Genomic DNA, 13,720 nt, shown 5'->3' with positions numbered 1-13,720 from the left:
ACTGGATGGGGTCTTCGAGTAAATGAAGGCCCAGAGTAATGAAAGATGACAAAGGCAACAAGATGAGTAAACACAAACAGTACGAGATCAGGAACTGCTCGTGGGGATATCGATGCGAACAGACCTGGGACACTTTGATTACGACAGATAGCCCTGTCGAGAAGTACTGTGATTCCTGTGAAAGGCGCGTCTATCTGTGCGATACCCTGGACGATCTGGCGTCCGTCGTCGCGGAGAATGCCTGCGCAGCTTTTTCCATCAAGCTGATTAAGCCTGCTGAAGATGATGAGATGGTCGTTGGTGACATGCAGGTACCACCCATCAGGCTACGCGTCAGTGACGAGTAAGCGAGTTAATGACAATCCATTTACTTTAGCGTCCCACGCGATGCTTTTGAGCTTGGCGGCTATGAAAATAAGTACTTGGGCCAGCTCGTATTTTGATATTGAGGTAAGGAGAGATAAGAGATGAATGAAGTCGTGTGCCCGCACTGTCGCAAGGCTTTTACGATCGACGAAGCCGGCTATGCGGATATTCTCAAGCAGGTGTGCGATAGCGAATTTGAATCTCAGTTGCATGAGCGCCTAGAAATCGCTGAGCGCGAAAAGCAGAGCGCTATAGAGCTGGCTAAGAGCCAGGCTAGCAGTGAACTCCAGGCGGCAGCTGCCACAAAAGACGCGCAGATTCAGGACCTCATGGCAAAGCTTGATGCGGTCGATGTCGCGCAGAAGCTCGCGGTAACCGAAGCGTTAAGCTCCGTCGAGAAGGAACGTGACGAGATCCGAAATGAGCTTGAGCGACTCAAGCGCGAGAGGCATGCTGCGTCTGAGCTGGCAGAGGCCAAGCGTCTCGCCGAATTGCGGGATATTGCTGCGCAAAAGGATGCCGAGATTCAGGGCTTGACCGCGAAATTAAGTGCGCGTGAGGTCGAGCAGAATCTCGCTATCTCAACCGCGGTGGGTGCGGTAGAAAAAGAGCGAGACGATCTCAAAAACCACCTCGCGAAGGCCGAGCTCGAAAAACAGCTGGCAGAAAAGTCCCTGAAAGACAAATACGAGACTCAAATTAAGGATCGGGACGAGGCGATCGAGCGCCTGCGCGACCTCAAGGCGCGCATGTCCACAAAAATGGTCGGAGAGACTTTGGAACAGCATTGCGAGATCGAGTTCAACCGCATTCGCGCGACAGCGTTTCCCCGGGCGTACTTTGAGAAAGATAACGATGCGCGCGGCGGTAGCAAGGGCGATTACATCTTCCGGGACAAAGATGAAAATGACACAGAGATCGTGTCGATCATGTTCGAGATGAAAAATGAGCTCGATGCCACGGCGACCAAAAAAAGGAATGAGGATTTTCTCAAGGAGTTAGACAAGGACCGTACCGAGAAGGGCTGCGAGTACGCCATATTAGTGTCATTGCTTGAGTCTGATAACGAGCTATACAACAGCGGTATCGTGGACGTGTCCCACCGTTATCCAAAGATGTATGTGATCCGACCGCAGTTCTTTATTCCAATCATTACCCTGCTACGCAATGCAGCGATGGGTGCGCTGGAATTCAAAACAGAGCTGGCGATCGTGAAAGCCCAAAACATCGACATTACAAATTTTGAGACAGAACTCGAGAGCTTCAAAGCTGGTTTCGCGAGGAACTACGACCTGGCATCGCGGCAGTTTGAAACAGCGATCGACGAGATAGACAAGTCAATGAACCATCTGCAGAAGACCAAGGAGGCACTTCTGAAGTCAGCGAATAATCTACGACTTGCTAACAACAAGGCACAGGATGTGACCATCAAGCGGTTGACGAAGAACAACCCCACAATGGCGGCCGAGTTTGAAAATGTTGTCAAGGATCTTCAGTCACGGGAAGAGCCGTAGGGTGCTCAACTGCATTGAACTCACATTCTTTCAAGCGTACGAACGTTGAGTATCGTGACTATGATTGAACGACTTTCTAGATTACTGCGACAAATTTTGCAGGTGTCGATTTTGTTGCCCTTTGCAACACACGCCTCGGAGACGTTTACATCAACGCAGACGGTCGCTTTTAAAGACTTCCATGATCCCGGTTACCTCTTGGTCGAGCAGGATAGTGGCGAAGCCTTTAAGTTGTGGTTTCACTATGAATTCATACCTTACGAGGACGTATTGACATGGGAGCGCGGCGAAACACTCAAATTAGGCATAGATCCGACAAGAGGCAGCGGAGTTTTTCGTGTGGCAGACGCCAAGTTCTACAAAGTGTTCTTCTCTGACGAACATGATCCGATTGACTCGGTGGAAGATCGTTGCCTCGAAGCTAACGGTTCGACAATGGGTATTGCGCAATGCTATTCGGAAACATATCGCTACGTGTCAGCGGACATCAGCTACCTGATCCGGGATTTGGGGACACGACGCAACTTGGGCTATCAAACAAACAATTTTGCCAGCTCCATGAAGACAGCGCGGCAAGCGTATGCGGCGCTTTTTTCAGCTGTATGGGATCAAAGGGGCGGTTCCGTTGGAACAATAAACCAGATGACCACGATGCTTCGATTAATGCACGCGGAGAAAGGCGCGCTCGAGGGGCTGTATTGATCTGCCCGCACCAACTGGTGCGGTATCCGTGAGTCGAGATAATCAGCGTCGAACGAGTGGTAAAGGAGTTATGGTTTGGACCTAGATGCTTGCAGAGATGAAGTAGTCTTTAAGCTCGGTCGGAATGTGCTTCTTTTCCAGCAACTAGAGCGAACCCTTAAGTGGATTGTGCCGCGTTTAGAAGTGTCAGGTGCCAACGCCGCAGAATTGAAGGACAACTTCGCAAAACGTCAGTCTTCCGCCTCAAAGCAAACCATGGGAATGAATACAGGCGAATTGTTCACTGATGCCGAAAAGGACGTTTCTTCGCAAACTTGGGCTCTGGTTAGCTCATTTGCGTTCGAACCAGAGACCCGCGAAGAAATTGAAGCGCTTGTCTGCGAGCGAAATGAACTTGTCCACCATTTTATGGATAAGGTTGAAGTAGAGTCCCCGGAAAGCTGGCGAAAGGCAAGTATCGCTTTAGATCATCAAAAAGAGCGTATCGCTGCTATAGACGCGCTTCTGCGTGACCTCGCTGCCGTCTTAAAATCGGGGATCGATACGGCAGTGCAAGAAATTCATGCAGATTTGTTGCAGAGGGACTAACTGTACTACTGCGCTGTGGGAGCCGGTGCTGGAGGCATTGTAGCGTCCCATGGCCAAAATTCGGGTGGGGCGTGAGACACCAGCGAGAAGGAAAAGCCGTAGCTGAGAAACTCGGCCTGCGCTGAGCGCTTTCCGACTTTTTTCCGACAACGGCGCTGCAGTTTTGCGACGACTGCGCAGGCACACATGTTTTTGACGACAAACGTATACTTCGTCTTGTCGTACTTGCTTGTTTCTTGGTTCATTTGAGTTTGAAGTTAGGGTTTTTTCCGACAAAAACACCAGACCGCCCGGCGCCCAACCTCCCAGCGTAGAACGACCGCTTTTCTTTCCGACAAATTTCCGACATCAGTGCTGCAAAGTAGTGCTTTGTCCTGCAAACACGACAACGGGCGCCGTTTTTAGGCCAATAAAATCAATAGGTTACAAGTGAAAAGCGTCTACGAACCAGGCGGTCGCACGTTCGAATCGTGCCGGGCGCGCCATATACAAAAAAGCCTCACCCATCGGGTGGGGCTTTTTTGTATCCGGGGTGTTCCTGCCGAAGAACGTGCTCGTTCGATAAAACGCGACGAATAGGAGCGTTTTAGACGGGGTCGCTTGCGACACCGCCCGAAGGGTGATTGCGCCCCAAAGGGCGTAATCATCAATCGTGCCGGGCGCGCCATATACAAAAAAGCCTCACCCATCGGGTGGGGCTTTTTTGTATCCGGGGTGTTCCTGCCGAAGAACGTGCTCGTTCGATAAAACGCGACGAATAGGAGCGTTTTAGACGGGGTCGCTTGCGACACCGCCCGGAGGGCGAAAACAGCCCCTGGGCTGTTTGAGTCAATCGTGCCGGGCGCGCCAGTAAATGGGTATTTACGGTTCCTCGCGCCGGTCAACCTCAATACAATTGCGGTATCCGACCTCGACGACCGCCTTCCATGACCTTAGACGACTATCGAACCCATCTGGAGTTTGCCATTGGCGTACCGTTTACTGACGGTAACAGAGTCGTGCCGCTGAAAAATGGCGATGAGATCTTTCCCGCGATGCTGGCGGCGATCCGCGCGGCTTCATCGCATCTGGAATTCTCACACACGTTTACTGGTCGGGGGCTATTGCCAGGGAGTTTGCTGACGCCTTGGCTCAGAAAGCCCGCGAGGGCGTCCGCGTAAGAGTCTTGCTGGATGCTTCGGCGCCAAGGATATATGCAGGGATTGCCTGAAGATGCTGGAGGATTCGCCCATAGAGCTGCGCTGGTTTCGACCCATGAGCAGCTTTCGCCCCTGGCGCATCGACAAACGCACCCACAGAAAGGTCCTCTGCATCGATCATGAGGTCGCCTTTACGGGCGGTGTCGGCATTGCCGATGAGTGGACGGGCAACGCAGAAAACCCCGGGGAATGGCGTGAAACGCATTTTTCCCTCGAGGGGCCCGCTGTGGCCGGTCTCTATGCGGCCTTCCTCGACAACTGGAACGAGGCCGGCGACTGGGAAATCGAACACCCGAAAGCTCAGTTCAGGTCTTGGGATGACGGACTCGCTGTGCAGGTCGTAAAGTCCAACTCGACGGTGGACTGGACCAAGGCGGCAAGCCTCCTGCGTGCCCTGGTCTGCGTGGCCCAGGAGCAGATACTCATCGCATCCCCGTACTTTGTGCCCGACGCTACTCTGGTTGGGCTCCTGAGGGATGCGGCGCAGCGCGGCGTGGATGTGCAGATTATGCTGCCCGGGGCGCATTCGGACTCGCAGCTATCGCAGCTTGCCGGCTACCCCAGTGTGGAGTGCTTGCTGGATGCCGGTGTAAAAATCTTTCGCTACAACCGCACGCTCCCTCATCTCAAGGTCATGATTATCGATCGCGCGGTTGTGAGTTCGGGCTCGGCGAACTTTAATCACCGGTCTCTGGGAAAAGACGAGGAGTGTAATGTGAATATTCTCTCCCGTGAGCTCGCCAAAACCCTTGCCGGGCATTTTGATGCGGATCTCAAGCATGCTGAAGCAATCGACCCCCAACGTTGGGCTGCGCGACCGGCGTCGCTCAAACTAAGGGAAAACCTGGCGCGCCTTGTCAGGGAGCAGTTGTAGGCCTGGCGCTAAGCTCAGCCGCGGGACACGGTTCCCTGTCAGCAATGCCACAGGAAATGCCCGGACGCGGTAGGCTGATCCACAGTGTGAGGACTGGGCGTCATATCGTCGGGCGGGTGCGAAGCTGGCGATTTTAACGAGACTCCGTTGTATGGTGAGCTGCGTTCTCCACCGCCCTGAGAATCTTCTCCCTCAGTCAACGACGTCGATGGTGTCTGAGTCCGCGGGTAACTCAAACCACATGCCGTCGTGAGTCAGTACCATGTTGTCGGTAAAGCCGCGCTTGAAAACATTCTCCATGACCTTGTTTCGAGGTCCCGGTACCAGGTGATAGAGCGCCGTCATTTTTACCCCGGTATTTTTTGTCAGTTCGATAACGTGTTCCGTGTGGGCGTGGTAGTCCTGAATATCCCCAAGAATGTGGGCCAGGCGATCGCGTCCGCCTCCTTCAGCGCCTTTCTTGATGGTTTCGACGATAGGCAGGGAGAGGGCGTCGGTGAGGAGCAGGTCTGCATCGTCCACCATGGTTCGTAAACGATCCGTCACGATGGTGTCACCAGTGATGACCACGGAGCGACCCTGATAGTCAAAGCGATAGCTGACTGCGGGATCTATGGGACTGTGATCGGCCTCGAAGGCCGTGATGGTCAGCTCGCCGAATTCGAGCCTTGCTTCTTTGGCATGCTCTACGGGCTCCATAACGCCATATTCCGGCGGCATAAAGCTGACGCCGTGATGTTCGCTGCGATAAACACGGTCCTGGGCGAGAGCCATGTTGTAACCATCAACCACCTGCTGTACTCCCGGCGGGCCGTAGACCTTCAGGGGCCCTTCGTGGCCCGTGGCCCAGGCCTGCACATTAAGGGTCGGCAGGTCGGCGATGTGATCGGAGTGAAAGTGCGTCAGCAGCACGCCATCCAGTCGGTCTACGGGTAGGCCGGCGAGCCCCAGGTTGTTGGCGGATCCGGCACCGGCATCGATTACGAAAAAATGCTCCGGTGTCAGCACCGCTACGCAGGCCTGGGCACGCCCCGGCGTCGGTATAGGCGCCGCACTGCCGCAGACAAACACGCGCAGGCCCTCTCCGGTAACGTCCTGCTGCGCCGCGATGGCAGTGGCCGCCCGGTTCAGAAGAAAGTTCTGGCCGGGGACAGTCTTGACCGCAATAAAGAACAGACCGCCGAGGACGAGCGCCGAAATGGCAACGATACTGAGTAAGCGTTTCATGAAAGAACTCCTAAAAGTACTTTTATAAGAAGACTGTATTCACGCACCGTTTCGGCGCCAGAAAACCAAATCAAGGATAGATGCCGGACTGAACAGGATCAGCGCCAGCAAAAGTCCTGGGTCGGGATAGTAAACAACACCCTCGACGGGAAAAGCGGTGGTTTTGTCCAGCGCGGTCAACTTGAACTCATGGCGCTCGGCAAAGACCGGGTTTATGGCAATTGCCAGCAAGTCCCGGCGACTTCGATACCCCATGATGGCACCGTACCGAGGCTGGAAGCTCAACGTCAGCAAGTCACCGGGGCGCGGCTGGTTTTTTGATCTGCGAAAAGAGCAGCTGATGATCGTCACCCTCAGTGATAGGGCCAGGGCCAGGGGAGAGCGCCCGTCGTCGAGAGGTCGACCCCGGACGTTGCCTCAGTGACCGGCCTGCCGGGCAAAATTCTCCAACGCTTTGGCAACGTTTTTTAACACCGGCACACCCTCGTCGATGTCATGGCGCTCCGCCATCCAGGCGGTATCGTTCCACCCGATCCTCACTTCGCCTTTATCGTCTTCCCAGACCAGAAACTTCAGGGGGAGATCGATGCCCACGGTTCTCCGGGCCTGCATGAGCAGCGTGCCGCCCTGGGGCTTACCAAAGATCAGGAGCTCCGTGGGAAGTAGTTCCAGGTCCACGCTCTGGGCGCCGGCACCGTGATCAACGCGGGCAAAGATGCGAAAGCCCTTGGCCTTCAATAACGCTTCCAGCCGGTCCACGGTCTCTGAAACAGAATAGTTGCTTGATTCCGTGAGCAAACCCTCCGCGGAGTTTACGAAAGGAATCACCAGCGATAGCAGGATCCCGAACAACAAGTGTTTAGTCATGGTTTTATTCCTCATTGTGCACCTGGTTTGACCCTTCGTTTGACACCTCAGCGTTCGGTGGTTCTCTTCAGTCAACATCCCTGGCGACATCCTACGACAGGGGTACGCTTGCATCCTAGTAAATGCTGGGCTGTTGGAGTTTCGCACCCGGCGTCGCCCGAGAGAACACCACCAGGTGCGCCCATGGCTGCAGCGTTATTCTGATATCGTTGCTCATCTACGAACTCAAGCGAGTAAAGAAACGATGAGTATTCTCAAGCCTGCAGAATCCCACCCAAGGTGAAGCCCGAAGAGCAGCAGGCGGCGGAGCTCCGCAGCGGAATTTTTTTTGGTCTGGCCGCCTATGGCCTGTGGGGCGTTTTCCCCATCTACTTCAAACTCCTCGAAACAGTCACACCCACAGAGATACTCCTGCATCGCATCGTCTGGGCCGTGCCTTTCGGCGCCCTGATCATCACCCTGCGCAGGCAGTGGACCGACGTTGCGAACGCGTTCCGGGATCCGCGAGTGATTGCCTGGCTGGCACTCTCTGCCCTGTGTATCTCGGGCAACTGGTTCGTCTACATCTGGGGGGTTGTTAACGAGCGCATCTTTGAGGCCAGCCTTGGCTATTACATTAACCCGCTGATGTACGTGGCCGTAGGGGTACTGTTTTTTGGTGAGCGATTGCGACGGGCGCAGTTGCTGGCCGTGGCCCTTGCCACTATTGGTGTGCTGGTGTTGTCCGTACAGGGGAGTGGTCTTCCCTGGGTGTCTCTATCCCTTGCGGCACTTTTTACCGCCTATGGCATTATCCGCAAACGCGTCGCCATTGCGGCGATGCCGGGTCTATTTGCTGAGACTGCACTGTTGTTCCCCCTGGCCGGGGCGGGCTTGCTATGGCTGATGTTGAGCCACCGGGCAGAATTTGCCGCCGCCGATGGCTCCACAAACATGCTGTTGCTCCTGTCGGGGCCGATCACGGTATTTCCCCTGCTGTTCTTTGCCGTTGCCGCACGCCGACTGACGCTCACCACCGTCGGCTTTATGCAGTTTCTTGCACCGACGATGCAGTTTTTTATTGCCATGTATTTCGGAGAGCCGTTTACGACGCCGCGCATGATCTGTTTTGCCTTGATCTGGGCGGCGGTTATCGTCTTTAGCGTGGATGCTCTGCACACATCACGCAAGAGACCACCGATACGCCCGGGAGCGGGCTGAACTCCCGACGCCCCGCTATTCCTGCTGCCGCAGCGCGATCACACTCTCCACCTCAGCGGCCAGGGAAGCCAGCAGTTCCTGTTCCTGCGATGACAGCGTGCGCGGCTTGGGATCAATGAGGCACAGCGTGCCGACGCGGAACCCCGTGGGCTCGCGAACGGGCTGGCCGGCGTAAAAGCGAATAAAAGGGTCGCCCGTGACCAGAGGGTTGTCACGGAAGCGCGGGTCCCTGTGGGTGTCAGGAACCAGAAGCATTTCATCGCTAAGAATCGCGTGCCCGCAAAAGGAGATACATCGTTCGGTCTCCGTGGCTTCCAGGCCCTGGCGTGACAAAAACCACTGGCGATTCTCATCGACCAGGCTTACCAGCACCGTTTGCACGGCAAAACTGCGCTGGGCGCGATCTGTGATGTCGTCGAAGCGCCTGTCCGGCGCTGTGTCCAGAAGATGCGCTCGGTGGAGCGCAAAAAGACGTTCGAATTCGTTGGCGGGTGTGTCAGGAGTCTCCATACTCGGCGTACCACCTTCAGGACCTCTCGTAGCGCTAAAATTACCACTCTACGACGCTGTTACAAAGCCTGTGGATCAGGGGCAAAGCGCCATAGAGTGTCTTTCCTAAATCGCCTTATTTTCCTGTCAGATCCCGGATGATGATCGACCAGTGATCCAGGGCATCGTAGAACGCTTTGATGGGCACGCGCTCGTTAAGTCCGTGAGCGAACTTCTCATCGGGATTCATGAAAATACCACCCACGCCAAAGGTGGGAACACCCGCTTTGCGAAAATGCATGCCGTCAGTGCCGCCGGAGGACATATAGGCAATGAGATCGAGTCCCGGATAGCGACTGTGCACCGCCTTGCTTACCGCGGACAGCACATCTGCGCGGATTTCCGAAATGGGGCTCTCCGTGGGATCTCCCAGAAGCTTGAACTCTGCCTCGGGATTATCCACGACGGCCCGGAGTTCAGCTTCGATGTCCGCCACGGCAACACCGGGGAAGATTCGGCAATTGACGGTAGCGGTCGCCGACTGGGGTAGGGCGTTCTCCGCGTGACCCGCTTCAAGCATGGTGACCACACAGGTGGTTCGGGTTGTGCCTACGTAGGAGGGCTCGGTGCGCAATCGCGCTGCCGCCTCTTCGTCTTCGGGGTCGTAGGCAAAGCGCACCATGGCATCGCCAAGCTCGCCTCCCAGTTTTTCGCCTACCTGCTGAAAATAGGAGAGCGTCATCTCGCTCCACATCACGGGGAACCGGTGGGCCTCGATGGCCTTGATACCGCTGGCAAGTTCGTAGATGGCGTTGTCATCCCGGGGCCGGCTGCTGTGCCCTCCGGGATTGCGTACGGTGATTTCCCAGGTGGCAAAGGTTTTTTCCGCTGCCTGGAGGCTGTAGTCAATGGCCCGACCATCGGCCGTGAGACTGCCGCCGCCGGAATCGGAGTTGAGTGCGAATTCCGCTTCCACGAGTTCCGGCATCTCGTAGGCCATCATGCGCGTGGTGAGCATGCCGCTTTCTTCATCGCCGGAAAACGCCAGGATGAGATCCCGGTCGGGGACAAAGCCCTCTTTTTTAAGCCGAATCATAGTGCCCGTGAGTTGTGCGACGCCAAACTTGTTATCGATGGTGCCCCGGGCGTAAAAATTGACGTCATCCCGGGTGAGCTTGAAGGGAGGGCGTACCCAGTCCTTTTCCAGAGCCTCCACCACATCCATATGACCCAGGAGGAGGATGGGCTTTTTGCCGGCGCTGCCATCCCCACGATAGGTGGCGATGAGAATACCGAAATCATCCTTGGGGATGACGCGGACATCGTCGTCTGCAAAACCCGCGGCTAAAAGCTCATCCGCAAGATACTGCGCGACGCCGAGGGTATTGCCCTTGGTCTTGGAGGTGTCGACTTCGACGATGGTCCGGTAGATGTCCAGGGTCTTTTGCGCATGCTCGCTCTGAATGTCCTGGCTATGCCCAGCACTCGAAAGACCGGCTAAAAGCAGCGCTGCGGATAGTTTGATTTTGTGCTTAAACACGGCCCCCATAAAACCATTCCTAATGCCGTTGTTTTTAATGGTGCCGCTGTTCATAGATATCCTCTCGAAGAAACGCCCTTAAAACTCAGGGGTAGAAACTACAGGGTGCGGGCGAATATCACCAGCATGCTTTTTATGGCTCTGTTACTGCAGTTGTTACTGCAGTTCTTACTGTAACCAGGTGGAACGTCGGTCCGGTCGATCTTCTGCGCCAATCGGGGATGAGCCCCGGCGCAAGGTCCGCCTTCCGGCAGAACTGATTCCGACGCTCGCGGGGCAACTGCCTTCGTTGAGCCAGGCGAGGGCACCCTCCGTAAGCGCGTCTTCGGTGGTGCCAAAAGCGCCGGTGAATGGGTCTTCCACCGCGCAGAGGGTAAAACGTCCCGTATCCACGAGGCCGGTATAAAACCCCCCAAAACCCTCCCCATTGACGCTTTCAAAGGACACAAGACGCAGGCGTGTATCGCAGCCCCGCTGATCAAAGGCGTACTGACCGACGGCCTTGCCCGAGGTATCGCTGCCGATGAGCACGACTTCTACGTAAGGTTCCAGGCTGTTGATCAGCAACTCGCTGGCGGACGCTGTGGTCTCACTGGTGATAAACGCGATGCGCAGGGGGGCGGCTGACGGAGGCCGAGCGTTAAACGCGAAGCTTTCGTTTTCTGCGGTGCGTTTGTCGTTGTGGCTGATACTGAAAGCGATTTCGCCGTTTGCGATCTCACCGCCCAGGAGATCCATAAATCGGGCTGCCACATTCACGAGTCCACCGCTGTTGTAGCGAAGGTCCACAATAAAGTCGGTGATTCCCTGGTTGCTGATGGCCGTAAACGCCTCATCGAGGGCGGGTTCTGCAGACAGGGTAAAGCTGCGCAAATGCAGATAGGCAACGGGCGGTAGGCCGGGTCGCTCAAGGATGCGCGGTGCCGTGGCGAGGGGCGGCACATCCAGCTCCCGTTTAGCTGCGGTGACTTCAACAATACTGCCGTCAATTCGCAGTCGGAAGCTGCGTTCCAAACCCGCAACAGAGCCGCCGAATATGTCGTCCAGGCCCGCTCCCTGATCTTCAAATTCCCGCAAAGTGACGAAACCATCGCCGGCATCCACGGCGAGGAACTCAGCACCGCGGACGAATCCTGCCTCGGCCGCAGGCGCACCCTCAAAAGCATCACTGACGAGGTACTGCCCTGCATCATTAATGGCAAAGCGAAAACCAAAGCCCACAAAGGCACCGCTGCTAAAGTTAGCCTCGTCCTCCGCCACCGTGGTGAGGTACGAAAAACCGGGATCGCGAAAGTCTTCTGCCAGGGGTGCTGTCAGGGCGTTCAGATACTCGCCGGCGCTGGCAAATTCGGACTGGGATACGCTCGCCAGCTCGTCGTACCAGAGATACCAGTCCCGGGCGACGGAGAGCACAAAATCCTTTTGGGACTCTACGCCACAGCTTTGGGTTACCGTCGGTGGCACGGTCTCAGGGTTATTGCTGCCGCTTTCTCCGTCGCTACCGGCACCACCCCCGCCGCCACCGCAGGCGCTGAGGGTCAAAAGTGCCAAAAGCGCGCAAAGGAAGCACGGCTGTTTGAGTCTGGTGACGATGCTTAGGTTCCTGTCTGCGTACTGTTGATAGGGGTTTAATGCGTCGCAAAGTGTAACCAACTTCCGGGGTGAAAATAGCGTGAGATCTTTAACGTTGCGGGCGTGAGTGGCCGAGGGTATGGGCCGGCGCGGGATGTGCCAGGGTGAGTTGCGTAGTATTATGTGGACACGTTATAAACACAGGCAAGTCGGACGCCTGCCGTCGGCGAGTTTTACTGGCGAAGGTTCCGGCAAAAAAAAGGTTCATCGCGTATTAGCGGGATATAGCAAGTAGTAGAGGCGGACAGCCAATCGGTTTAGGTTGTAAGTGCAACCAAACAGCCGACCGAAGGACCGCCGCCATGCTTGATGCTACGTTTCCTGGCCTCGCCTGGGAAGGGTTTGTTCCTATCTCCTCGAAGACTCTGGGCTCCAGCACTTGTGTTATCCATCTCGCTCCCGATCCAGCGCAAGCTCCGGCGTGCGCGCAGTGCGGGGCCTTGTGTCCAAAGGTTCACGATACGCAGTATCGACGGGTGAGAGACCGCGATCTGTTCGACTATCGCGTATGGTTAGATGTGCCTGTCAGGCGCGTGCGCTGCCGGCGCTGTGGTGTGGGCCGCGAACGGCTTTCCTGGTTAGCGCCCCGTGCTCGCATGACGGAGCGCATGCGTCTTCACGCGGAGGTGCTGCTACGACTGCTGCCGATCAAGCATGTCACCGAGCTCACAGGTCTGCATTGGCATACGCTTAAGGCGATTGATAAAGCACGACTGGGACGCGAGTTGACGGCCCCAGACCTGAGCCGTGTGCGTTATCTGGTGATGGACGAGTTCGCGTTATTCAAGGGGCATCGTTACGCCAGTGTTGTGATGGACGCCGAACGGCGGCAAGTACTGTGGGTCGGCGAAGGCCATTCTCGCGAAGCGGTCAGGCCCTTCTTTGTCTGGCTGGGTGAGCATTGCCAGCACATCGAAGCCGTTGCGATGGACCAAAATACCGCCATGGATCTAGAAGTGCAGGCGCACTGTCCGCAGGCGCGCGTGGTCTACGACCTCTTCCACGTGATGGCCAAGTTCGGCCGTGAAGTCATTGATCGTGTGCGAGTCGATCAGGCGAATGCGTTACGGCAGGACAAGCCGGCTCGTCGAGCGGTGAAGCAATCTAGATGGCTACTACTGCGCAACCCGGAGAATCTAGATGAACGGCAGGCGGCGGATCTCAACGAGCTCCTGGCGATTAACCGACCCTTGATGATCACATATTTGATGAAGAGCCAGCTAAAGCAGCTTTGGTATGCCAAGAACGAAAGAGCCGCTCGGTGGCGTTGGACGCATTGGTACAACCAGGCTCTGGCAAGTGGGATTGAGCCGCTCAGGCGCTTTGCAAAGAACCTGAAACCGTATGCCGAGGGCATTATTGCCAGTGCTGTTTACCCGCTAAACACGAGCGTGCTGGAAGGTGTGAATAACCGCATCAAGGTCATCAAACGAATGGCCTACGGATATCGTGATAGCGATTACTTCTTCCTCAAGATTAAATCCGCTTTTCCCGGAAAGGCGCGATGAACCAAAAAAAAGCC

General features: G+C 55.8%; 14 protein-coding genes. 8 read left to right on the top strand and 6 right to left on the bottom strand.

Going from position 1 to position 13,720, the window contains the following annotated elements; translation table 11 throughout:
- Positions 1-38 precede the first annotated feature (38 nt).
- The 6 genes from KT71_RS13885 (at position 39) to KT71_RS13865 (ending at position 5,243) form a co-directional block, all read left to right on the top strand.
- On the top strand, positions 39-347 hold the full coding sequence (locus tag KT71_RS13885) for a hypothetical protein (protein WP_008294738.1): 309 nt from the start codon (positions 39-41) through the stop codon (positions 345-347).
- Positions 348-467: 120 nt separating this feature from the next.
- Positions 468-1,880 carry a DUF2130 domain-containing protein gene (locus tag KT71_RS13880; protein ID WP_008294739.1) on the top strand — a complete coding sequence of 471 codons (1,413 nt, stop codon included), beginning with the start codon at positions 468-470 and terminating at the stop codon, positions 1,878-1,880.
- Between the two features lie 60 nt (positions 1,881-1,940).
- Positions 1,941-2,582: a hypothetical protein gene (locus KT71_RS13875; RefSeq protein ID WP_008294740.1), complete on the top strand. Its 642-nt coding sequence runs from the start codon at positions 1,941-1,943 to the stop codon at positions 2,580-2,582.
- Positions 2,583-2,657: 75 nt separating this feature from the next.
- Positions 2,658-3,170: a hypothetical protein gene (locus KT71_RS13870; protein ID WP_008294741.1), complete on the top strand. Its 513-nt coding sequence runs from the start codon at positions 2,658-2,660 to the stop codon at positions 3,168-3,170.
- A 926-nt stretch (positions 3,171-4,096) separates the two neighbouring features.
- On the top strand, positions 4,097-4,330 hold the full coding sequence (locus tag KT71_RS19785; protein WP_023660081.1) for a hypothetical protein: 234 nt from the start codon (positions 4,097-4,099) through the stop codon (positions 4,328-4,330).
- A gap of 52 nt (positions 4,331-4,382) precedes the next feature.
- Positions 4,383-5,243, top strand: coding sequence for a phospholipase D-like domain-containing protein (locus tag KT71_RS13865; protein ID WP_008294743.1), 861 nt, complete (start codon positions 4,383-4,385; stop codon positions 5,241-5,243).
- 192 nt (positions 5,244-5,435) lie between these two features.
- Here KT71_RS13865 and KT71_RS13860 read toward each other — a convergent pair whose 3' ends face one another.
- From KT71_RS13860 to KT71_RS13850, 3 genes are all read right to left on the bottom strand, one after another.
- Entirely contained in the window at positions 5,436-6,470 is a 1,035-nt protein-coding gene (locus tag KT71_RS13860) for an MBL fold metallo-hydrolase (protein ID WP_008294744.1), read from the bottom strand.
- 39 nt (positions 6,471-6,509) lie between these two features.
- Positions 6,510-6,725, bottom strand: coding sequence for a hypothetical protein (locus tag KT71_RS13855; protein ID WP_152025244.1), 216 nt, complete (start codon positions 6,723-6,725; stop codon positions 6,510-6,512).
- A gap of 162 nt (positions 6,726-6,887) precedes the next feature.
- Complete coding sequence (locus tag KT71_RS13850; protein ID WP_023660080.1) at positions 6,888-7,337, bottom strand: DUF302 domain-containing protein; 450 nt, start codon at positions 7,335-7,337, stop codon at positions 6,888-6,890.
- Between the two features lie 279 nt (positions 7,338-7,616).
- On the opposite strand from KT71_RS13850, the gene rarD reads away from it, so the two are divergent.
- Positions 7,617-8,537 carry an EamA family transporter RarD gene (gene rarD / locus KT71_RS13845; RefSeq protein ID WP_008294748.1) on the top strand — a complete coding sequence of 307 codons (921 nt, stop codon included), beginning with the start codon at positions 7,617-7,619 and terminating at the stop codon, positions 8,535-8,537.
- 15 nt (positions 8,538-8,552) lie between these two features.
- Here rarD and KT71_RS13840 read toward each other — a convergent pair whose 3' ends face one another.
- From KT71_RS13840 to KT71_RS13830, 3 genes are all read right to left on the bottom strand, one after another.
- Positions 8,553-9,047, bottom strand: coding sequence for a GAF domain-containing protein (locus tag KT71_RS13840; RefSeq protein ID WP_008294749.1), 495 nt, complete (start codon positions 9,045-9,047; stop codon positions 8,553-8,555).
- A gap of 115 nt (positions 9,048-9,162) precedes the next feature.
- Positions 9,163-10,620, bottom strand: a complete 1,458-nt coding sequence (locus tag KT71_RS13835) for a M20/M25/M40 family metallo-hydrolase (protein WP_008294750.1) — start codon at positions 10,618-10,620, stop codon at positions 9,163-9,165.
- 114 nt (positions 10,621-10,734) lie between these two features.
- On the bottom strand, positions 10,735-12,117 hold the full coding sequence (locus KT71_RS13830; protein WP_202962355.1) for a S41 family peptidase: 1,383 nt from the start codon (positions 12,115-12,117) through the stop codon (positions 10,735-10,737).
- Between the two features lie 383 nt (positions 12,118-12,500).
- Between KT71_RS13830 and KT71_RS13825 the strand changes: the two genes are divergently transcribed.
- On the top strand, positions 12,501-13,706 hold the full coding sequence (locus KT71_RS13825; protein WP_023659875.1) for an ISL3 family transposase: 1,206 nt from the start codon (positions 12,501-12,503) through the stop codon (positions 13,704-13,706).
- The last annotated feature ends 14 nt before the right edge of the window (positions 13,707-13,720 follow it).

The organism is Congregibacter litoralis KT71, assembly GCF_000153125.2.
In the GTDB taxonomy this organism is placed as follows: Bacteria; Pseudomonadota; Gammaproteobacteria; order Pseudomonadales; family Halieaceae; genus Congregibacter; species Congregibacter litoralis.
Note: the sequence above shows the minus strand (reverse complement) of the source record. Positions and strands in the feature narration are given on the sequence as shown.